The organism is Janthinobacterium breve (assembly GCF_051380895.1).
In the GTDB taxonomy this organism is placed as follows: domain Bacteria; phylum Pseudomonadota; class Gammaproteobacteria; order Burkholderiales; family Burkholderiaceae_D; genus Janthinobacterium.
Window position 1 is genome coordinate 347113 of sequence record NZ_JBNYXY010000002.1, and the last position, 22606, is coordinate 369718.

Annotated in this window: 16 protein-coding genes; all 16 read right to left on the reverse strand. The window is 59.6% G+C overall.

Going from position 1 to position 22606, the window contains the following annotated elements; genetic code table 11:
* Positions 1-79: 79 nt before the first annotated feature.
* Positions 80-1081, reverse strand: a complete 1002-nt coding sequence (locus tag ACQ4W0_RS04450) for a hypothetical protein (RefSeq protein ID WP_436575671.1) — start codon at positions 1079-1081, stop codon at positions 80-82.
* On the reverse strand, positions 1078-2061 hold the full coding sequence (locus ACQ4W0_RS04455; RefSeq protein WP_436575672.1) for a DNA-methyltransferase: 984 nt from the start codon (positions 2059-2061) through the stop codon (positions 1078-1080). The genes ACQ4W0_RS04450 and ACQ4W0_RS04455 overlap by 4 nt, the downstream gene beginning before the upstream one ends.
* Positions 2062-2304: 243 nt before the next feature.
* Complete coding sequence (gene typA, locus ACQ4W0_RS04460; protein WP_436575673.1) at positions 2305-4137, reverse strand: translational GTPase TypA; 1833 nt, start codon at positions 4135-4137, stop codon at positions 2305-2307.
* 210 nt (positions 4138-4347) lie between these two features.
* The gene (gene truB, locus ACQ4W0_RS04465; protein ID WP_436575674.1) at positions 4348-5283 is read right to left on the reverse strand and encodes a tRNA pseudouridine(55) synthase TruB; all 936 of its coding nucleotides are present in this window, start codon (positions 5281-5283) and stop codon (positions 4348-4350) included.
* Positions 5284-5285: 2 nt separating this feature from the next.
* Positions 5286-5708, reverse strand: a complete 423-nt coding sequence (gene rbfA, locus ACQ4W0_RS04470; protein WP_034782531.1) for a 30S ribosome-binding factor RbfA — start codon at positions 5706-5708, stop codon at positions 5286-5288.
* A 116-nt stretch (positions 5709-5824) separates the two neighbouring features.
* A complete protein-coding gene (infB, locus tag ACQ4W0_RS04475) occupies positions 5825-8683 on the reverse strand; it encodes a translation initiation factor IF-2 (protein WP_436575675.1) in 2859 nt (952 codons plus the stop codon).
* Positions 8684-8729: 46 nt separating this feature from the next.
* Positions 8730-10295 (reverse strand): transcription termination factor NusA, encoded by a 1566-nt coding sequence (gene nusA / locus ACQ4W0_RS04480; RefSeq protein ID WP_436575676.1) that lies wholly within the window; start codon positions 10293-10295, stop codon positions 8730-8732.
* A complete protein-coding gene (rimP, locus tag ACQ4W0_RS04485; protein ID WP_426074316.1) occupies positions 10292-10780 on the reverse strand; it encodes a ribosome maturation factor RimP in 489 nt (162 codons plus the stop codon). Before rimP ends, nusA begins: the two co-directional genes overlap by 4 nt.
* A gap of 341 nt (positions 10781-11121) precedes the next feature.
* Positions 11122-13230, reverse strand: coding sequence for a 23S rRNA pseudouridine(2605) synthase RluB (gene rluB, locus ACQ4W0_RS04490; RefSeq protein WP_436575677.1), 2109 nt, complete (start codon positions 13228-13230; stop codon positions 11122-11124).
* Complete coding sequence (scpB, locus tag ACQ4W0_RS04495) at positions 13223-14011, reverse strand: SMC-Scp complex subunit ScpB (RefSeq protein ID WP_436575678.1); 789 nt, start codon at positions 14009-14011, stop codon at positions 13223-13225. Before scpB ends, rluB begins: the two co-directional genes overlap by 8 nt.
* 397 nt (positions 14012-14408) lie before the next feature.
* Positions 14409-15428 carry a glucokinase gene (locus ACQ4W0_RS04500; protein WP_436575679.1) on the reverse strand — a complete coding sequence of 340 codons (1020 nt, stop codon included), beginning with the start codon at positions 15426-15428 and terminating at the stop codon, positions 14409-14411.
* Between the two features lie 388 nt (positions 15429-15816).
* Complete coding sequence (locus ACQ4W0_RS04505; RefSeq protein ID WP_353658678.1) at positions 15817-16779, reverse strand: VTT domain-containing protein; 963 nt, start codon at positions 16777-16779, stop codon at positions 15817-15819.
* A 27-nt stretch (positions 16780-16806) separates the two neighbouring features.
* A complete protein-coding gene (locus ACQ4W0_RS04510) occupies positions 16807-18498 on the reverse strand; it encodes an ABC transporter ATP-binding protein (protein WP_436575680.1) in 1692 nt (563 codons plus the stop codon).
* Positions 18499-18507: 9 nt separating this feature from the next.
* The gene (locus ACQ4W0_RS04515; protein WP_436575681.1) at positions 18508-19623 is read right to left on the reverse strand and encodes an ABC transporter permease; all 1116 of its coding nucleotides are present in this window, start codon (positions 19621-19623) and stop codon (positions 18508-18510) included.
* Between the two features lie 9 nt (positions 19624-19632).
* On the reverse strand, positions 19633-20571 hold the full coding sequence (locus tag ACQ4W0_RS04520; protein ID WP_034782513.1) for an ABC transporter permease: 939 nt from the start codon (positions 20569-20571) through the stop codon (positions 19633-19635).
* Between the two features lie 28 nt (positions 20572-20599).
* The gene (locus ACQ4W0_RS04525) at positions 20600-22441 is read right to left on the reverse strand and encodes an ABC transporter substrate-binding protein (RefSeq protein WP_436575682.1); all 1842 of its coding nucleotides are present in this window, start codon (positions 22439-22441) and stop codon (positions 20600-20602) included.
* Positions 22442-22606: the final 165 nt, after the last annotated feature.

A 22606-nucleotide genomic window follows, 5' to 3' on the forward strand; every position in this document is an offset into this window, starting at 1 on the left:
CCCCCCCCCACGTCATGCATGGATTTGCCAACTGCATCAAACAAATCTAGTACGCAGGTGAGACCAAAATGACAGAGATTTATTCGTCACCGTCCGCCAGAGCATTAATCTGTTCAGCATCCGCCACAGCCTCTTCCTGATCCGTCTCGATGGCGACCTCGTCCAGCGTTTGCCCTTCCCGATCAAGCAGTGCCCAAAGGTCAGAATAGAACAAGTGGTCAATAGTCTTAATGTGCTGCGACAGCAACGGGTCCGTGACCATGTTCGGACGAATATCGCAATAGTAAACACCGTCCAATGCATTCAGCTTGACCGTGTACGCTTTGAAGTGCCCCGGCAAGAACGTGGAGCTAATGCCGTACTCGTTCTCACGCCTCGCCTTTTTCCGCTGCACGTCATTCAGGAAAATTGCGATGTGAGGTAGCGCCGTGTCTGTCAAACGGCTATAAAGGAACTTGTCCATAAAGACCTTATCAATGCGATCCTTACTAGATGTTTTGACGGAGCCGATAACTTTTAGCTCGTCGTCCTTACTCAACAAAAGGTCATGCTGGTAGCTGGACTTGAACAACTCCGACCCATCCAAATCCCGTACCGGTACTTTCACGGTACCCTCCACACATTCTACATTCATCGAGATTAGCAGAAGACGAATAAGGCGCTCAAATAGGTCCCCGTTCACCTTCCTTGCTTGGTTCGACCGCCCAGATGGCAAGGCATCAAGCGCCGCTCCGATTGATTGCTGAAGCGTGTAGATAGTACGGCAGAGGTTTTCACGCATCTCACCAGAAGGGCGCACGCCATCCCTCAGTTGCTCTAACGTCAGACGAAACTGTGCGGCGGCGCCAGCGAACTCATCCGCGCTATAAAACAAACGCGAATTCAATGGACGTGTAATGTTGTAATGACCGTCTTGGGTGTACTGGAAGAACTGATAGTGCTGTTCGTTTTGAGACACGATACGCGCTTGCAAACCAGTTTCAACAAACTCCAAGTAGCGAGCACAGAAATCAATATAGTTCTGAACGGTTAAGAAACGTGTCTTGTCTACAACATTGCTCACCAACGTGGCCAAACTCATCGGATTGATTCCCTTCTTTCTGCAGTTTTTCGGTCATGTGCTATCCAATCGTCCTTCGACATGCGCCGAACGCGTTCAAGCCTCTCAATTGCCCATCGGTTGTATTGCGGATCAAGGTCGCATGCCATCCATTTACGGCCAAGCTGCTCAGCAACAACAGCGGTAGTGCCCGAACCGGAAAATGGATCAAGAACCACATCTCCAACGTTGGAAGATGCCAGCACAAACTTACGTACAAGCTCTTCCGGCTTCTGGGTAGGATGCGGCGTCTTTTCCCCCATGCCATTGCAGGTTGTTGGAATGTCGATCACATCTTTAGGCTTTGCCCCTTTCGGATGCGGCGTCCAGACATCCCGCTTTTTCTCCGCCCCCTTACCGAACGCACTTGTGTCAGCCTGGGGATGCGAAGGGTATTTCAGCGTGTGCGCACCATACGGCATACGCACATCGTCAATGTTTAGCTTAGACGCGTCCGACTTACGCAGATGGATAATACTTTCATGCGAGCGGCCCCAGTCGTTGCCCAGATTGGCTTTGTTCTTATAATGCCAAATCAACCAACGGCAGTACTTGAAGTGCCTCGATGCTGGATGCTTCAGGTCAGCGAGAATTTCAGAGAAACCGCAGACATACAGCGAACCCGTAGGCTTCAAAACACGGGAGGCTTGCGTAATCCACCTTATAGACCATTCGATGTACTTTTCCTGGCTGTCGAAATTATCCCACTCAGCTTTTTTGATGTTGTACGGCGGGTCGGCAAACACCAGATCAACGCTCGCATCATCAAGCGACTCTAGCCAGTCGAATGAATTACCTTGGAACAACCGGCCATTTGGATGTGCGTACTGGACTTGAAATCCCTCCGTCAATGGCACAAGCCCTTCCTCGACCGCTCGCCCTCTAGGCTCAGTTGGAAACAACGCCAAGGAGTGACCGCTTTCGTCACTGCTAGCGCTGGACTGTTCAATTAGGTTATCCATCAATGTCCTTGTATTCATCGCATCGCCACCCCTGTTAGCCCCTGTCGGGGCAGGCTTTATAAACACTGATATATTCGTCCTATCTATCATCGAGGCGACAGAAAGGCAGAGAAGACGAAGTCATAATCTCAATACAAATCAGGGACTGCAAACGGCAAACCCGCTGCGTCGCATCACCGCAAGGTTATGCAAGCACAGCGGGTCTGGTTGGCGCGGCGACGCAGCGCCGCACCCCTACAACAATTACGCGTCGCGGCCGGCGCGCTTACGCTCGTTTTCTTTCAGGAAGCGCTTGCGCAGACGGATCGATTTAGGCGTGATTTCAACCAGTTCGTCGTCGGCGATGAATTCCACCGCGTATTCCAGCGACATTTGCACTGGTGGTACCAGGCGCACTGCTTCATCGGTACCCGACGAACGCACGTTGGTCAGCTGCTTGCCCTTGATCGGGTTGACGACCAGATCGTTGTCACGCGAGTGAATACCGATGATCATGCCTTCGTACACTGGATCGTTGTGGACCACGAACATGCGGCCGCGATCTTGCAGTTTCCACAGGGCGTAGGCAACAGCGGCGCCGTCATCTTGCGAGATCAGCACGCCGTTACGACGGCCAGCCATTTCGCCACGGGTGTTGTCGACTGGCGCGTATTCGTTGAATACGTGGCTCATCAAGCCGGTGCCGCGGGTCAGGGTCATGAATTCGCCCTGGAAGCCGATCAGGCCACGCGCCGGGATCAGATACTCGAGACGCACGCGGCCCTTGCCATCCGATTCCATGTTTTGCAGGTCGCCACGACGACGGCCCAGCTCTTCCATGACGCCGCCCTGGTTGACTTCTTCAACGTCGACCGACAGGTTTTCAAACGGCTCGTGACGCACGCCATCGACCATCTTGTAGACCACGCGCGGACGCGATACGGCCAGCTCGAAACCTTCGCGACGCATGTTTTCGAGCAGAATCGTCAGGTGCAATTCGCCACGGCCCGATACTTCAAAGATCGTGTCGTCGTCGGTCGGCGCTACGCGCAGAGCAACGTTGGCTTTCAATTCACGGTCCAGACGGTCACGCAATTGACGCGAGGTCACGAACTTGCCTTCGCGGCCAGCCAGTGGCGAGTTGTTGACCATGAAGTTCATGGTCAGGGTTGGCTCGTCGACGGTCAGCATAGGCAGCGCTTCCGGGGTATCCAGTGCGCACAATGTCGAACCGATGCCGATTTCGTCGATACCGTTGATCAGGCAGATGTCGCCGGCGACCGCTTCGTCTACCAGCACGCGCTCCAGGCCCTTGAAGTTCAGCACCTGGTTGATGCGGCCTTTGACAGGCGTGGCGCCTGGACCGTTGATGACCAGCACGTCCTGACCAACCTTGACGGTACCGCGGTTGACGCGGCCAATGCCGATCTTGCCGACGTACGACGAGTAGTCGAGCGAGGTGATTTGCATCTGCAGCGGGCCTTCCGGATTGTCATCACGGACAGGCACGTGTTGCAGGATGGCGTCGAACATCGGCTTCATGTCGCCGCTGCGTACGTCTTCAGTCAGGCCGGCATAGCCGTTCAAGCCCGAAGCGTAAATGATAGGGAAATCCAGTTGTTCGTCGGTAGCGCCCAGTTTGTCGAACAGTTCGAACGTCTGGTTGATGGCCCAGTCCGGACGTGCGCCTGGACGGTCGATCTTGTTGACGATGACGATAGGCTTCAGACCCAGTGCCAGCGCTTTGCGCGTGACGAAACGGGTTTGCGGCATCGGGCCTTCTTGTGCATCGATCAGCAGCAATACCGAGTCAACCATCGACAGAACACGTTCCACTTCGCCGCCGAAGTCGGCGTGGCCTGGGGTGTCGACGATGTTGATGTGGGTGCCTTCGTACTCAACAGCGCAGTTCTTCGACAGAATCGTAATGCCGCGCTCCTTTTCCAGGTCGTTCGAGTCCATGACTCGGGTGTCGACCGCTTGGTTTTCACGGAAGGTGCCGGATTGGCGCAGCAGCTGATCCACCAGCGTGGTTTTGCCGTGGTCAACGTGGGCGATAATGGCGATATTACGAATTGCGCGTTTTGTATTTGACATGGTCGTAGTAGTTACTGAAAAACTGCAGGGTGCGTACGGGGTGTACGTAGCGTTTTGGTGCTGACTGAAACTGGAACCGCGTAGTATAGCATGTTGCGTTGCAACGCTATCTAAAAATGCTGGCGGCTCCCGCAGTCGGGGACGGTTTGTTTAAAAATACGACACCGGGTTAGCAGTGTCGCTGATCAAGATGACTTGAGCATGACTTACTTATTCGTGTGCTGTGGCGATCAAGCGCTCGGGGGCCAGTATGCTGTATTCCTGCAACTGACCAGTACCCAGCAGCTTGCTGTCGTGATACACGCGCACCCTGCCCGGCTCAGCCGGCACGGCGACGTCTTCCTTGCCCAGCGCGATACGCTGGCCATGCAGGAAACGCTTGGCCAATTCTTCCGTCAGCTGGACGGCGGGGAAACTCGACAGCAAGGCATCGACGGGCGCCAGCAGGCTCAACGGCGCGGCATGCGCCGTCAGCTCGTCGAGCGTGACAACGCCATCGAGGGTCAGGCTGCCCACTTGCGTGCGGCGCAAGGCGTTCAGATGGCCGCCGCAACCGAGGGCATGGCCGATGTCTTCACCCAGCACGCGGATATACGTGCCCTTGCTGCACATCACGGACAATTTCAGGAACGGGGCTTCGTAGCCGAGGAACTCGAGCTTGTGGATGGTCACCGGGCGCGCTTCGCGCTCCAGGGTGATGCCTGCCCTTGCATACTCATATAGGGGCTTGCCGTCCCGTTTCAAGGCCGAGTACATGGGTGGCGTCTGCAAAATCGGCCCGCGGAACTGCGCCAGCACGACTTCGATCTGCTCCCGCGTCACATTCACGTCGCGCGTTGCCAGCACTTCGCCCTCGGTATCGCCCGTATCCGTCGTCTGTCCCAGGTGCACCAGGGTTTCGTAGGTTTTATCGGCTTCCAGCAAGTCCTGCGAGAACTTCGTTGCCTCGCCAAAGCACAGCGGCAGCAAGCCCGTGGCGAACGGGTCCAGCGTGCCCGTATGGCCCGCTTTTTTCGCATTCAGCACGCGCTTGGCCTTGATCAGGGCGTCGTTGCTGGACCAGCCCACGGGCTTATCCAACAGCAAGACGCCATCGACCAGGTCGCGCACCCGCTTGATGCCGGGCGGTTTCTTCGGACCCGCCACGCTTATTGCTCGTCCGCTTTGTCTGCAGGCTTTTCGTCCGGCTCGGCATCGGCCGCGCGCGTGGCGTTGGCCTTGTCGATCAGCAAGGACATTTCCATGCCGCGCGAAGTCGAGCTATCATGCACGAAATGCAACATCGGCAAAGTGTGGATGTGCAGGCGCTTGCCCAGCAAGCCGCGGATGAAGCCAGACGCGGCCATCAGACCTTCGGTGGTGTTCTTGATGGCTTCCTTGCTGTCTTTCAACATCGTGAAAAACACCTTGGCATGCGCGTAATCGGGCGTGATCTGCACTTCGGTGATGGTGATCATCGTGCCCACGCGCGGGTCTTTCAATTCGTAGGCGACGATTTCAGCCAGATCGCGCTGGATCTGGTCGGCCACGCGCAAGCCGCGCGCTGGCATGGTTTTGCTATGTTTAGCCATGATATATGCTGTCCTAAGTGCCGCAGGGCGCATGAGTCAAACGGTTGCCCGTTGACCAATGCGCCCCACGTGTTTGCGCGGACAACGATATGTCCGCGCCATTGTTCTTGCTGAGATTACAGGGTACGAGCGATTTCCTGGACTTCGAACACTTCCAGAGTGTCGCCAACCTGAATGTCGTTGTAGTTCTTCAGCGACAGGCCGCACTCCAGACCGGCGCGAACTTCTTTCGCATCGTCCTTGAAGCGTTTCAGGGAGTCGATCTCGCCGCTCCACACCACGATGTTGTTGCGCAACAGGCGGACGGAAGAAGCACGCTTGACCACGCCATCGGTGACCAGGCAACCGGCAATCGCGCCCACTTTCGAGACCAGGATAACCTGGCGAATCTCGACCTGGCCGATGACGGTTTCGCGTTTCTCTGGTGCCAACATGCCCGACAACGCCGATCTGATCTCGTCGATCGCATCGTAAATGATGTTGTAGTAGCGAATGTCCACGCCATTCGACTCGGCCAGCTTGCGTGCCTGGGCATCAGCACGGGCGTTGAAGCCGATGATGACCGCTTTCGAGGCGACTGCCAGGTTGACGTCCGATTCCGTGATGCCGCCGACTGCCGCGTGGACAACTTGTACGCGCACTTCGGAGGTCGACAGTTTCTGCAACGAACCAACCAGCGCTTCTTGCGAACCTTGCACGTCGGTTTTGATGATCAGCGGCAAGTTTTTCACTTCGCCTTCGGCCATCTGGTCGAACATGTTTTCCAGTTTCGCAGCTTGCTGCTTGGCCAGTTTCACGTCGCGGAACTTACCTTGACGGAACAGACCAATTTCACGCGCCTTGCGCTCGTCCGCCATCACGACGACTTCTTCACCGGCAACCGGCACTTCCGTCAAGCCCTGGATTTCGACCGGAATCGAAGGACCCGCTTCAGCGATGGATTTGCCGTTCTCATCGAGCATGGCGCGAACGCGGCCATACGAAGAGCCAGCCAGAATCACGTCGCCGCGTTTCAGGGTACCGGACTGCACCAGGATCGTCGCGACAGGACCACGGCCCTTGTCCAGACGTGCCTCGACGACCAGGCCGCGCGCAGGCGCATCGACCGGTGCCGTCAGTTCCAGCACTTCGGCTTGCAACAGCACTTGTTCCAGCAGCTCGTCGATACCCTGGCCCGTTTTGGCCGACACCGGCACGAATGGCGATTCGCCACCGTATTCTTCCGGCACGACTTGTTCTGCGACCAGTTCCTGCGTCACGCGGTCCACGTTGCCACCCGGCTTGTCGACCTTGTTGATCGCCACCACCAGCGGCACGCCGGCTGCTTTCGCATGGGCAATCGCTTCTTTCGTTTGCGGCATCACGCCATCGTCGGCGGCAACCACCAGAATAACGATGTCGGTTGCCTTGGCACCACGGGCACGCATGGCGGTAAACGCTTCGTGGCCCGGGGTGTCGAGGAAGGTGATCATGCCGCGTGGCGTATTGACGTGGTAAGCGCCGATATGCTGCGTAATGCCGCCCGCTTCGCCGGATGCAACCTTGGCGCGGCGGATGTAATCGAGCAACGAGGTCTTACCATGGTCGACGTGCCCCATGACGGTGACCACCGGTGCGCGTGGCTTGCTTTCGAAGTGCGCGTGTTCGCCCACATCGGCCAGCAACGCTTCCGGATCGTCCAGTTCGGCGGCAAACGCCTTGTGGCCCATTTCTTCCACCAGAATCATGGCGGTTTCCTGGTCCAGCACCTGGTTGATCGTGCACATCTGGCCCAATTTCATCAAATGCTTGATGACTTCGGATGCCTTCACGGACATTTTGTGCGCCAATTCGGCCACGGTGATCGTTTCCGGTACGTGCACGTCTTTGACGACGGCTTCCGTAGGTGCCTGGAAGTTCGATTCACGGTCGTCATGGTGCGTCGGGCGACGGCCCTTCGCGCCACCACGCCAGCTGTCACGGCCACCCGGGCCGCTATTGCCGCGTGGCTTGGGACCACCGGTCGTGCCGCGTTTTTTCGCGTCATCGGACCAGGTGGACGACACATTGGCCGACTTGATGGATTTCTTGTCTGCAACAGCAGGCTTCTTGTCGCCCGGCTTGTCGCCAGGTTTCTTGTCAGCAGGCTTGTGCAAGGTGCCTTCCGGCGCCTTCGGCTTCACCGGAACCGGTACGGGTTCAGGTGCCTTGATGGCGCGGCGTGGCGCGTTCATCATGGCCTTGATCTGGGCGACTTCGTCGGCAACAGCCTTGCGTGCACGGTCAGTGGCTTCCGCTTTGTCAGCGGCTTCCTTGGCGGCAACAGCAGCGGCAGCGGCTTTCTTCTTCGCTTCTTCAGCGGCAGCGGCTTTTTTCGCTTCGGCAGCGGCGTCGTCAACGACGGGCGCAGCGGCGTTGGCGGCAGGCGCAGCAGCAGCCTTGGCAGCCGCTTTCTTGGCTTCCGCGTCCGCTTCTTTCTTCGCAGCCAATTCAGCCTGTTGCGTGGCTTTCGCCTGGGCTTCTTTTTCCGCGTCGAGCTTGGCCAGACGTTCTTGCTTTTCGCGCAGATCGGCTTCCTGGCGGGCGATCAGTTCAGCCTGTTTACGGGCGTCTTCTTCACGGCGCGCCACGTCGGCGGGATCGATCACCGGTGCGGCAGGCGCGACCGGTTCTGCTGCGACCGGCACAGCTTCGTCACGCTGGACGAAAGTGCGTTTCTTGCGCACTTCCACCTGGATGGTGCGCGATTTGCCGGTGGCGTCAGCTTGCTTGATCTCAGTCGTTTCCTTGCGGGTCACGGTGATTTTTTTCTTTTCTGTGTCAGCCGCTGCGCCGTGTGTGCGGCGCAGATGATCCAAAAGCTTGTCCTTATCATCTTTCGACAATGGATCTGACGTCGAACTTTTCTCGACGCCGGCAGAACGCAGCTGCGTCAGCAGCAAATCTGCAGGCATCTTCAGTTCGGTGGCAAATTGGGCTACGTTGTTACTCGCCATTCAGTCCTCTTTTCTATGTGTCGCGGAGATGATAAAGATACTCAAATTAAGCCTTTGCGGATTCGGCCAGACTCCATGCCTTGGCTTGCAACGCCTTGGCACGATCGTCATATTTCGAGTCAACCAACTTCATCTCATCGTCGGTCACATCTTTAAATTCACTTGTAATCAGTTCACGCGCACGGTCCGCAGACAAGGCCAGGATTGCGCCAAATTCGTCGTATGCCAGTGCTGCAAATGCTTCAACGGTCTTGATACCAGCCAGACCCAGCTTGCCGGCGGTAATGCGGTCCATGCCTTCCAGACCCACTAACGCCTCGTCCATGCCTTCCAGACCCTCTTCCGAAGCAATCGCTTCGGTCACGAGCGCATCACGCGCACGGGTACGGAGTTCATTGACGGTATCTTCGTCAAACGATTCGATTTCCAGCATTTCGGAAATTGGCACGTAAGCGATTTCTTCCAGACTGGCGAAACCTTCTTCCACCAGAATATCGGCCACTTCCTGGTCGACATCGAGCTTTTCCATGAACAGGATGCGCACGGCAGCCGTTTCCTGGGCAGCTTTGTCAGCCGATTCTTCGGCCGTCATGATGTTGATCTTCCAGCCGGTCAGGTCCGAGGCCAGGCGCACGTTCTGGCCGGAACGGCCGATCGCGATTGCCAGGTTTTCTTCGTCCACGACGACATCCATCGCGTGTTTTTCTTCATCGACCATGATCGACGACACGTTCGCCGGCGCCAGGGCGCCGATGACGAACTGCGCCGGATCTTCCGACCACAGCACGATGTCGACACGTTCGCCACCGAGTTCACCGGTGACAGCCTGCACGCGCGAACCGCGCATGCCGACGCAAGTACCGATCGGGTCGATGCGCTTGTCGGCCGTGTAGACGGCGATCTTGGCGCGTACGCCGGCATCGCGGGCTGCGGATTTGATTTCCAGCATGCCTTGCTCGATTTCCGGCACTTCCAGTTCGAACAGTTTCATGATGAATTCTGGCGCGGTGCGCGACAGGATCACTTGCGGGCCGCGCATATTGCGGTCGATGCGCAAGATGAAAGCACGGACACGGTCGCCGATACGCAGATTCTCTTTCGGGATCATCTGGTCGCGTGGCAGACGCGCTTCGATCTTGCCCGATTCGACGATGGCGTCGCCACGTTCCATGCGCTTGATGGTGCCGGTGACGAGCGAATCGCCGCGCTCCAGGAAGTCGATCAGGATCTGTTCACGTTCGGCGTCACGCACGCGCTGCAGGACGACCTGTTTGGTATCCTGGGCGAAACGGCGGCCGAATTCAACGGATTCGATCGGCTCTTCGATGTGGTCATCGACTTCGATATCGGAAATCTGTTCTTTTGCCTCGAAATGCAGGATCTCCTGATCCGGCAATTGCAGGCCCGCTTCATCGGGCACCACGTGCCAGCGGCGGAACGATTCGAATTCGCCCGTTTCGCGGTCGATCGAAACGCGGATGTCTACCTCACCCTCATACCGTTTCTTCGTGGCTTGCGCCAACGCGAATTCGAGGGCGCCGAAGACGACATCTTTATCGACGTTTTTTTCGCGCGCCAGCGCGTCAACCAATAATAAAACTTCGCGGCTCATGCTTTGCGTCCCTTAAAAACCACCTGCGGCACCAAGCGTGCCTTATCCACATCCGCGAGCGTAAACTCCAACATCGCCGGACCATCCTTACCTTCAAATTCCAACGACAATTTATCGCCCACGGGTTCTTGCAAGATCCCCTGGAACGATTTCCGGTTGTTCGTACCCGGCATCGCCACAGTCAGCTTGACGATGATTTCCTGGCCTGCGAAACGGACAAAGTCTTCCAGCTTGCGCACCGGACGATCCAGACCCGGGGAAGAAATCTCGAGACGCTCGTAAGGAACGTTCTCTACCGTCAACACATGCGATAACTGGTGACTCACCGCGGCACAGTCTTCGACCGTGATCGGACCTTTTTCAGCGGCATCGGCGGCGCTGAAATCAATAAAGACGCGCAGCAGCCCGCGCTCGGCACGTTCGACATCAACGAGCTCATAGCCCAGACCTGTAACTGTCTTTTCAATTAATCCCAACTGCTGCAAGAAATTCTCCAGAAATAAGGCCCGTTTTCGGCATGACAGCGCCGCATTGAGCGCCGACAACATGCAAAAACACGCATTCAAGTCATATATGGCCCCTTGCGGAGCCATGACAAACGGTTCAACAAAAAAAAAATGGGCATCTGCCCATCTTCCTGTATTTCCCCAACCAGATAAGCACTCCCCGCCAAACAACCCTGCGGAGAACTTTTATTAGGCTGCAGATTATAACCTCTTATTAACTTCGCCGCAATGCCGCACACAAGGAGCGGCCCGGCTTACAACAGTAACAAGAGCGCGCGCCCGCAGCAGATTATCGGGCGCGCAAGAAGAAATTCCCTGAATTAACCCTTGCTGCGACGGCGCGGCATGCCATCCATGCCGCCACGGTCCATGCCGCCACGCGGCTGGCCACCGGAACGCGCTTGCCCACCGGCACCGCCCGCATTGCGGCGCGGACCCGTGTTGGCGAAGCCAAAGGTCGTTTGCAGCGGATCGGGCTGGCGCGGACCACGTTGCGGCGCGCGGCCTTCACCACCGGCCGGACGTCCCTGGCCCTGACCCTGACCTGCCGCACGCGGCGGACGGCCCTGACCTTGCGGCGCGCCTTCGAACGATGCCGACGAGCGCGGCTGGCCGCCCTGGAACGGACCTTGCGGCTGACCACGGCCCGGACCACGCGCTTCGCCTGGACGGCCGGCGCCACCTGGACGACCCTGGCCTTGCGGACGCGCAAACTGGCCTTGCGGCTGACCACGGCGCGGCGCGACGGGGAAGGGATCGGCGTTGCGGTTGCTCACATCGATACGGTTGCCATTCGGCTCGTCATCGCGGTCCTTGCGTTCGACCTTGCGCGCTTCGCGGCCCTTGGCGGCGCCAGCGGCACGGGGGTCGCCCGATGCCGGCATTTTCTTTTCGATGCCGTAAGCGGTCAGCAGATCGCGCACGGTGTTTTCTTCCATCTCTTCCCAACGACCGCGTTTCAGGCCGCTCGGCAGAGTCATGGCGCCGTAACGGGTACGGATCAGGCGCGAGACGGTCAGGCCGATGGCTTCGAACATGCGGCGCACTTCGCGGTTACGGCCTTCGCCGATCACCACGCGGTACCACTTGTTGATGCCTTCGCCGCCGCCATCGGCGATCTTCGAGAACTGCGCCAGGCCGTCTTCCAGCTCGACGCCGGCCAGCAGCTTCTGGCGCATGCCCTCTTCCAGTTCGCCCAGGGTGCGCACGGCGTACTCGCGGTCGATGCCGTAGCGCGGGTGCATCAGGCGGTTGGCCAGGTCACCGGACGTGGTAAACAGCAACAAACCTTCCGTGTTGAAGTCGAGACGGCCAACGGCCAGCCACTTGCCTGCCTTCATGGTCGGCAAGCGGTCAAACACGGATGGACGGCCATCCGGGTCGTTGTGGCTGACGATTTCGCCGGCCGGCTTGTGATACACCAGCACGCGTGGCGGCTTCTTGCTGACGCGGCGCTGGATCAACTTGCCATTGATGCGCACATGGTCGCTCGGCAGAATGCGCTGGCCGATGTGGGCTGGCTCGCCATTCACGGACACGCGGCCCGACATGATCAGGTCTTCCATGTCGCGGCGCGAACCGAGACCGGCTTCGGCCAGCACCTTGTGCAGCTTCGGCGCGTCGTCGTCGGACGTCAGGTCGCGGCGCACGGCCACTTTTTGCACGCGGCCCGTGCCGCCCTCTTCGCTATCGAACGCGTCGGAGGTAACAAACGAGAACACGGCGTCGGCGTCGCTGAGCTTGCCGGGCGCAGCCTGGCGGCCCTTGCCCTTTTTACGGCTCTTGCCGGCATTTTTGCCGGCGCCCGGCACGTCGTTGCGCGGACCGCGCGGCAGGCGCGGGCCGGACACGAGGTTGCCTTCGGCATCGAACACATCGGCGACAGGCGCGGCAGCTTGCTCTGCGGCAGGCGCAGCTGCAACTGCTTCGGCGGCCTGCGGCGCTTCGGCGCGCGGCGGCTGGCGCAGCGCGCGTTCCGCTTGCACGCCACGCATCTGGCGCGGACCACGGGTCGGGCGTGCTTCGGCCGGCTTGTCAGCGACGACTTCCGGCGCCGTTTCAGCGACGGCAGCAGCAGCCTTGGCGGCGGCGCGGGCGCGCGGCGGACGCGGTGCAGGGGTGCTGGCAACTTCGGCAACCGCCTCGGCAGCCGCTTCCGCCGCGTCGGCCACGGCCTTCAGGGCTGGCTTGGCGCGGGTTTTCTTGACGGCTGGGGCAGCTTCGGCAGCATCGCCAGCAGCGGCGAAGGGCGCGTCGGCGGCCACGTCGGCTTTCGTGCGGCGCTTCGGCTTGGCAGCGACGCCGTCGCCGGCAGCCGCAGTTGCAGCCACTGCATCGGCTTCGATCTGGGCCTTGGTGCGGCGCTTGGGCTTGGCAACGATGGCTTCGTCGCTGGCGGTTACTGTCTCGGGTGTGTTCGGATTATTCATTCTTCGTTTCTTGGCTGTGCTGACCTGGCGCAGCGTCAACCGTTAGTTCTGGCGCAGGGTCGTGAGTGTAGGCTTCGTCCATGGGCGAAGTATCGGGGCCGGCATCAAGGCTTGCTGTCACATCTGTCACAGCCGTATTGCTACCTGCACCAAGCTGGGGGGCAAGCTCATTGCTTGCCTTGTCAAAATTTTCCTGCAGGGCCGCTTCCAGGGCTTCGAGCCCATTGCCCTGCATTTCACTGATTTGCTGCAAAGGCGGCAGCTGGGACAGCGAATGCAAACCCAGGTCATCCAAAAACTGCTTGGTGGTGGCCAGCAAGGCCGGCCGTCCCACCACGTCGCGGTAGCCGATGGCATCGACCCAGCCACGGTCTTCCAGCATTTTGATCGTCTGCGAATTGACGGCAACGCCGCGAATTTCCTCGATATCGCCGCGCGTCACCGGTTGGCGGTAGGCGATGATGGCCAGGGTTTCCAGGGTCGCCCGCGAATACTTGGGCGGCCGCTCGGGCGTCATGCGATCCAGATACATCTTCATTTCCGGGCGGCTTTGAAAGCGCCAGCCCGAGGCCAGACTGACGATCTCGATGCCGCGCCCATCCCACTCCTGCCGCAATTCTTCCAGCAATTGCTTGATCGTGTCGGCACCGACGCCAACACCACGCACGCGACCGTTCTCGTCCGCATCAACGAACAGCTTTTTCAGGCTGTGGATCGTCAGCGACTCACGAGCGCACAGCAACGCGGTTTCGAGGACTTTTTTAGCCTCAATTGTATTCATAGCAATTCTGTGCGGATGTGTGTTGCAATTCGTATGCAGAGAAAGAAATCAAAAACGTTCATTTCAACGTAACAGATGGCAGACATCAATGATGACGCCGTGCTGGGTTACTAGTTGAGGCTGTTTTTCCGACGCCTTGGCCGATGCGCGCAAAGCGGGACTGAAGCGGATGCAGTGAAAGTCCTGTCATCCATGGTGCTGGCCTTAAATGACCAGCAATGAAACGAACTCCGGAGCAGCTGCTTTCCCGTGGCGAGCAATCAGCCAGACAGGAGAGCGACTGTCGTCGTTTCATCCAACGATGCCAATTGTACCTGATAAAAAGCGGAAAAGCGCAAAACCGGGCAAAACACGCGTTTTACCCGGCCCTGGCGCGACACATCGCCCTCACCCCGCATCACAGGGAGGCGAGTTTCTCCGAGAGAATGGCCGATGCGCCGAGGAAAGCTGGGTACTGCGCCGTGATGACAAACGTCGGCACTTGCGACACATAATTGGCGAAGCGGCCCTTGCGCTCGAAGCGGGCGCGGAAACCGGAGCGGTCGAAACGCGGCCCCAGGCGCGGCACGATGCCGCCGCCGATATAAATACCGCCGAGCGCGCCCAGGGTGACGGCGACGTTGCCCGCCACCGTGCCCAGCATGCAGCAGAACGCTTCGATGACGTCGTCGCACAGCTGGGATTCGCCGGCCAGCGCGCGGCGCGTGATTTCCGCCGCCGGCAAGTCTTCCGCCGGCACGCCAGCGCGGTCAGCCAGGGCGCGGTAGATCAGCTCCAGACCATCGCCGGAAATCAGGCGTTCGGCCGAAACGTGCTCATATTCGCGCCAAGCGAATTGCAAAATGCTCACTTCCACTTCATTGAATGGCGCGAAGCTGACGTGACCGCCTTCGCTTTGCAGGGCGATCCAGCCGCCATGCGAAGGAATCAGGCCCGATACGCCCAGGCCCGTGCCAGCGCCGATCAGGCCGATGGCTGTGTTCGGACGCGCCGTGCCCGCGCCAATCTGATGCTTCTGCTCGCTCGACAGCTGCGGCAAGGCGCGCGCCAGCGCCGTGAAATCGTTGACCACGTCCAGGGTCGTGAAACCGCACTCTTCGCGCATGGCGCGGATCGAGAACGACCAGTGGTGGTTCGTCATGCTGAGGAAATCGCCGTCGACCGGGTTGGCGATGGCGATCATGGCATGGCGCACGGCTTGCCCACCGGCGGCGGCGATGTGCGGCAGGGCCAGGTAGGCTTGCAGGGCGGCAGACAGGCTCGGGTAATCGGCACAGGGCAGCACTTCCACCAGGGTGATGTGGCCGGCGGCCACTTCCAGGGCGAAACGGGCATTGGTGCCGCCCACGTCGGCCAGCAGGCGCGGTCCATCGGCAAAGGCGGAAGTCGGCAGTACGGGGGAAGACGAAGCGCTCATGATTTTAAATGATGAAGTGGGACGCATGGGACGCCAAGCTTAAAGGATGAATGCGCCCGGAGGCAAGCAAAGTTTGTAGTTTAAGTACATCAAAACGAGCCTTTATTGGTAGTTCCACTCCAAATGCAACAGGCAGTGCCAAAGTTGCTCACAAACAATGAATTATAGTAAGTACTTGCACTCGCCAGGCGCACGAAAAGGATGCTGCACAGCAGCAGGAATCGCCTTGAAAGCAGAGTATGCCGGAGTTTGCGCAAAGACGCTTTGTACGCGGCGCCGCAGGCGTGGCGCCGCCATCCCGGTGGCGCCACAAAGGTGTTTTCGTATTATTACTACCGGTTTTTACGGCGGGTTTACTGCCAAGCTGGCGTGCCGGAGGCAGCGCAACTCAGGACGGCAAGCCTTCGCCCAGCAGGCTGGCGGGCGCCGGCTGGTCGGAGCGGTAGGCGGCATTCCACGCATCGAGGCCGCCATGCAGGGGCTTGGCCCGGTGAAAGCCGTGCTGGTGCAGCAGCTTGGCCACTTGCGCGGCCGTCACGTCGTTGGGACAGCTGCAATACACGATGATGTGGCGGTCCTTGTCCATGGCAATCATGGCGGGCACGGGTTCCTTGCCATTGAAGAACAAGGCACCCGGCACGGCCGGTTCCAGCGCTTGCGCCGTGGCGCTGCGCGCATCGACCATCAGCGGCTCCTCGCCCTGCTCTATGAGTTCGAGCAATTCATCGATGCCGATGCGCTCGATCTGCAAGGCCTGGCGGAAACGCCGGCGTTCGAGGAATTTATACAGCAGGAACAAGCCCAGCAAGGTGGCCAGCATCAGCAAGGCCGTGCTGCCCATGGTGCTGAGCAAGTCGAGCACCTGCTGCACGCTGGAATGGAAAATCACGCCGACGACGATGCCCGTGCCGCTCCACAGCAAGGCGCCCAGGCCGGCGTACAGGAAGAACAGGCCTGGCGGCGTACCCAGCGCGCCCGACATGGGCGCGGCTACGGTATTGAAGCCAGGCACGAACTTGGAGACGATCAGGGCTTTCGGCCCCCAGCGCTTGAATTTGTCTTCCGTCTGGCTGACGCAGTAATCGGGCGACAACGAGATGCGGCACAGCAGCCGCAAGATGCGCTTGCCGAAATGCCGGCCCGCGCGGAACCACGTGAAGTCGCTGATCAGGCAGGCGCCCAGCGCAGCGGCCAGCACCAGCCCCCCATTCATGTCGCCATCGACCGCCAGCGCCCCCGCCACCACGAGGATGGGAAAGGCGGGAATCGGCAGGCCGAGCTGCTCCACCAGCACGATGCCAAAGACAATCAGGACACCGTAATGTTCGAGCAGGTAAATGAGGTTGGGCATGGGCGCTATCTTACCGTAAAAGCGAATTTAAGCCTGGACGCCTTTCGGGATGGCGCTGAGCAAGGTGCGCGTGTATGGATGCACGGGATTGCGGTACAGCTCATCCGAATCGGCCAGCTCCACCACTTGCCCCTTGTGCATCACCATCACCTGATCGGCGATGTACTTGACGACGGACAAATCGTGCGAGATGAAGATGTACGACAATCCGAATTCATCCTGCAAATCCTGCAGCAGGTTGAGTACCTGCGCCTGTACCGACACGTCCAGCGCCGACACGGATTCGTCGCAGACGAGGATTTCCGGCTGCATGGTGAGGCAGCGGGCAATCGCGATGCGCTGACGTTGGCCGCCGGAAAACTCGTGCGGATAGCGGTGGAAAGCCTGCTCCGGCAGCCCTACCTTGTCGAGCAGCCAGTAGGCCTTGGCGATGCGCTCCTGGTCGTTCGCGCCGATCTTGTGGATGCGCATCGGTTCGAGCAGGATCTGCCCGACGGTAAACCTGGGATTCAAGGAAGCGTAGGGATTCTGGAAGATGATCTGGATGCGGCGTTTGTACGGCAGGTATTCCTTGTTCGGCATGGCAATGAGGTCCTTGCCATGGAACATGGCCGTGCCGCCCGTCGCCTGGTGCAGGCGCAGCAAGGTCAAGCCCACCGTCGTCTTGCCGGAACCGGACTCGCCCACCACGCCCAGCGTTTTTCCGCGCGGCAGGGTAAATGACACATCCTTGACGGCCTGGAATTCGCGCTTGCCGAACAGGCCTACACGCGTATAAAAGCTCTTGCTCAGATTATTCACCACCAGCACCGGTTCATCGCCCGGCGTATAGCCGCGCGTGCGCTGTTTCATTTCGATGCCGGGACCGGCTTTGCCGTCCATGTAGTCGGCGATGACTGGCAAGCGCCACGGGCGCTCGTCCAGCGAAGGCCGACAATGGAGTAATGCTTTTGTGTACGGGTCTTTGGGGGTGTCGAACACTTGCCGCACCTCCCCCGTCTCGCGCACTTCGCCGTGGCGCATGACGATCACCTGATCGGCGATCTCGCCCACTAGGCCCAGGTCGTGGGTAATGAACAGCACGGACATCTGGTGCTTCTTTTGCAGCGCGGCGATCAAGTCCATGATCTGCTTCTGGATCGTCACGTCCAGCGCCGTCGTCGGTTCGTCGGCGATCAGCAGTTTCGGTTCGCAGGCGATCGCCATGGCGATCATCACGCGCTGCTGCTGGCCGCCCGACATCTGGCTTGGGTAGGCGTCGATCTTGGTGGAGGGATCGGGTATGCCCACTTCCTCGAGCAACTCCAGGGTGCGCGCGCGCGCCTGCTTGCGGTTCATGCCCATGTGCTGGCGCAACACTTCGGCGATCTGGAAACCCACGGTGAACACGGGGTTCAGCGACGACATCGGTTCCTGGAAGATCATCGAGATATCCTTGCCGCACATGGTGCGCCGCTCGGCAATCGACAATTGCAGCAAATCGCGCCCGCCGAAATGGATGCTCGATTGCTTGTCGATGATGGTGTTATCCGGCGGCAACAAGCCCATCACGGCCAGCGAACTGACGGACTTGCCGCTGCCCGATTCGCCCACCAGGGCGACGGTGCTGTTGCGCGGCACGTTGAACGAGATGCCCTTGACGGCCTCGAACGTGGTCTTCTTGTCCAGGCGGAAGGTGACGCGCAAATCGCGCACTTCCAACAGGTTATTCTGGTCCATGAGCAACTCCTATTTCACTTTGGGGTCGAGCGCATCGCGCAAGGCATCGGTAAACAGCGAGAACGCCGTCACCAGCACGGCCATCGCCGTGGCGGCGGCTGTCAGCTGCCACCATTTGCCCAGGATCAGTTCATTTTGTGCCTCGTTGAGCATGCTGCCCCACGAGACGGTACCCACCGGCACGCCAAAGCCGAGGAAGCTCAAAATCACTTCGGCCTTGATGAAGCCCACCACGAGGATGGACATTTGCACCAAAGCAACGTGGCTCACGTTGGGGAAGATGTGCGAAAACATCTTGCGCCAGTGCGATGCGCCGATGGCATCGGCCGCCATCACGTATTCGCGCGCCTTGTGCTTGATGTATTCGGCGCGGATCAAGCGGTATGGCCCCGTCCAGCCAGTCAGCCCCAGGATCAGCACGATGGTCAGCACGCCCTTTTGCTGCAGCACCGCCGCCACCGTCAAAATCATCAGGATCGATGGAATCGAGGTGAAGATGCTGTAGAACCAGTTGAAGAAGTCGTCGACCATGCCGCCGAAGTAGCCGGACACGGCGCCAAACAGCGTGCCCAGCACGACGGCCAGCAAGGCTGCCACCAGGCCCACCACAATCGACGTTTCGCCACCCTTGATGGTTTTCTGGACGATGTCATGACCCCACTTGTCGGCGCCGAACGGCAAGGTTGCCGCCTTGTGCGCGATCAACTTTTTCGTCTTGCCCATGCCGGCGCGCAAGGCCGTCAAGTCGTCGGCCAGCGGGTCGGTGACGCCGTACATGTCCACGCCGGCAGAAGGATTGCTGCCCATCTGGGCGCGCAGTTCGGCGATATCGTCGGCCAGCGGGTCCAGCACGTTGACTGGTGTGGGCGCGCTGCGCTCGTCGGGCAAGGGAATGGCGCCATCACCGGACGCGGACGCGTCCTTGTCGGCGCCCACAAACGTGGGCGGCGCATAGCTGACGGCCACTTCGTCTTCCCAGTTCGAGGCCACCAGACCGCTGGCGGACGCCAGCACCAGCAGGAAAAATGCGCCGACCACGGCCAGCGATACCATTGCAATCTTGTCGCCGCGCAAACGGCGCCACGCCAGGGCCCACAGGCCGGGCGATGTATGAGGTTTCGACATCGTCTCTTTCTACTTCAGTTGTACGCGAGGATCGACCGCCTGGTACAGCAGGTCGGTGAGCAGGTTAAAGAGCATGGTGGCGGCGGCGACATACACGGTGATCGCCTTGATCACCGGAAAATCGCTGCGCTCGACGGCCAGAATCACTTCGCGCCCGATGCCGGGGATGCCGAAAAAGCGTTCCAACAAGAAAGCGCCGATCAGCAGGGCCGGCAAGTTCGACATCACATAGGTAATGATGGGAATGCCGGCGTTGCGCAGCACGTGGACCCACATGATGCGGCCTTCCTTCAAGCCTTTGGCGCGTGCCGTGCGCACGTAATCCTGGTTCGCCTCGTCCAGCACGAAGGTGCGGAACAGGCGCAGGGTGGGCGCGATGGAGACGGCCAGGCCGATCAAAATGGGCAAGGTCGAATAGCGCAGCAGGTTTTCCCAGAAGCTGTCGCCCCAGCCCTGCACGGGGAACAGGCCCAGCTTGTAGGCAAAGCCATACTGGAAGACGATGATGTAGACGAGGATGGAAATCGACATGCCCACCGTGCAGGCGATCATGACGGCGCGGTCCGTCAGCGAACCGCGCACGAAAGCGATGGCCAGCGCCAGCGCCACGCCAAAAAAAGTTTCCAGCACGGTCAGCGGGATCAAGACCATCATCGACGGCCCCAGGCGCGAGGTGATGATGTGCGACACGGATTCCCCCGTGGCCCAGCTCTGGCCGAAGTCAAACGTGACGATCTGCTTGATGAAGATCCACAGCTGCACGTAGTACGGCTGGTCGACGCCGAGCTGGCGGCGGATGTTGGCGATGCTTTCCGCACTAGACATCTTGCCGGCAAGAATATAGGCCGGGTCGCCGCCCACCCAATTAAACAGGATAAACACCAGCAGGACCACGCCCAGCATGGTGGGCAGCATCTGCCACAAGCGGCGCAGGATATAAGCAAACATAATGATTCCTTGTTTTTATAAGCTGCGCTTATTTTTTAGCCGGGTCAGCAGCAGGTGCCACTGCTGCGCCCGTGCTGTCGATATCCATGTACGCCCATTCCTGGAACAGGATCGGGTGCTTCTTGTAGCCGAGCACCGACTTTTGCGCCAGCATGTTGCGGTAGCGCGCATAGCCGATCAGGGCGCCCGCATTGACTTCCAGGCGGCGCGCCATCTTGTGGAACAGCTCATCGCGCTCGGGGCTGGCCGGCATGGCCTGGCTGGCCGCGTACCATTTATCGTATTCCGGGTCCTGGTAGCAGCCGTTGTTGTTCTGGTGCGTGTTCGGGCCGTAGAACAGCTGCATGAAGTTGTCGCCGTCCGGATAGTCGGCCAGCCACGGCGCCGTGCGCGTCTGCATCTTGCACTGCTTTTCCGTCTTCAAGATGTCGGAAAAGATCATGCGGTCGTTTTCCATGCGGATGCCCAGCGAGTTGTACGTCTTGCGCCACATTTCCGCCTGCAGCACACCGTTCGCTTCGTTGCGCGAAGCATAGCGGATCAGCAGCGGCTTGCCGTCTGGCAACGTGCGCCAGCCATCGGCGCCCTTCTTGTAGCCGAATTTGTCGAGCAATTTGTTGGCCAGCACGGGATCGTATTGCAGCAAGCTCTTGTAGTGCGGATCGTAGCCGACCACGCCCGGCGGAATCGGATAGTCGAGGCGCTTGGCCTGGCCATTCCAGATGATGCGGATTTCCTCATCGATATTGTGCGCCATGGCAATGGCGCGACGCAGGGCGATCTTTTCCTTGCTGAAGCCTCCCAGGGTCGGATCTTCCATATTCCAGTAGTAATAGCTGATTTCCGGGTCCAGCAGGCGCGACAGTTGCACGCCTTTCTCCGCCAGCTCGGGGCGCAACTTGCCGTTCAGCAATGCCTTCGGCGCCAGGGGGCCGTCGAGCCAGAACACGTCCGTGCCGCCGCTCTGGAAGGACAGCCAGCGCGACTGGTCTTCGATCATCACGGAAATTTCGATGCGGTCGATGGCGGGAATGCGCTTGCCCTGCATCTGGCGCACGATGCGCTGGTCGTCCGGGTCGTCGCCGGCCAGGAAATTCCACGTTTCCGGCAAGTGCTGCGGGTTGCGGTTCAGGACGATGCGGTTGCCGCGCGTCCATTCACCGAGCGTGTAATAGCCGGTGCCGACAGGATTCGAGCCCACTTCGCCCTTCACGTCACCGTATTTGTCCACCACTTCGCGCGCCACGGCGGCCGTCGGCACGTAGGCGAGGATCATGGGGAAATTGAAATCGGTCTTGGTCAGCGTGATGCGCAAGGTGTACGGGTCGAGGATTTCCAGGCCAGCCACCTTTTTAGTGAAATCGAGCTTGTTCGACTTGGCCGCTTCCTTGGCCAAGTCATCGAGCCCCACCACCTTGCCTTCAAACAGCCAGCTGTGCGGCGAGGCCAGGCGCGGGTCGAACAAGCGCTTCCACGAATATACGTAATCGGCCATCGTCAGTTCGCGGCGCTTGCCGCCGAACGCGGCGTCGGGCGTAAACAGGATGCCTTTTTTCAGGCGGATGGTGTAGGTCTTGCCGTCGGCCGACACTTCCGGCATGGCGGCGGCCGCGCCGGGCACTACCTTCACGGGACGCGCCAGGTAATCATAGGTGTACAAGGTGTCGAAGACGGCTTGCGTGATGTGGTTCGAATACAGGTCGCGCGCGGTGGCCGGATCGAAGCCCGTTTCGGCGGCCGGCAAGATATAGCGCAAGGTTTTGACCGGCGCGGCCGCGGGGGCAGGGGCGGCATCCGCGGCAACGGCCGCCAGCGGCAGGGTGGCCAGGCAGGCGAGCAGCGCCACGCGCCGCATCCATGGTGACTTCATGTAATACCCTTCATCTCGATTATCTGTCGCACCGTATTGGTGCGCTTGTACTGGCTTCCCCCCGGGATACAGGATTCCACCGCCAAAACCTGTCCATCCACGCAAGATCTATGCCTTGTTAGCAGCCCTCTAGACTGTCTGAAAAACGCGTAACGATAACGCAGT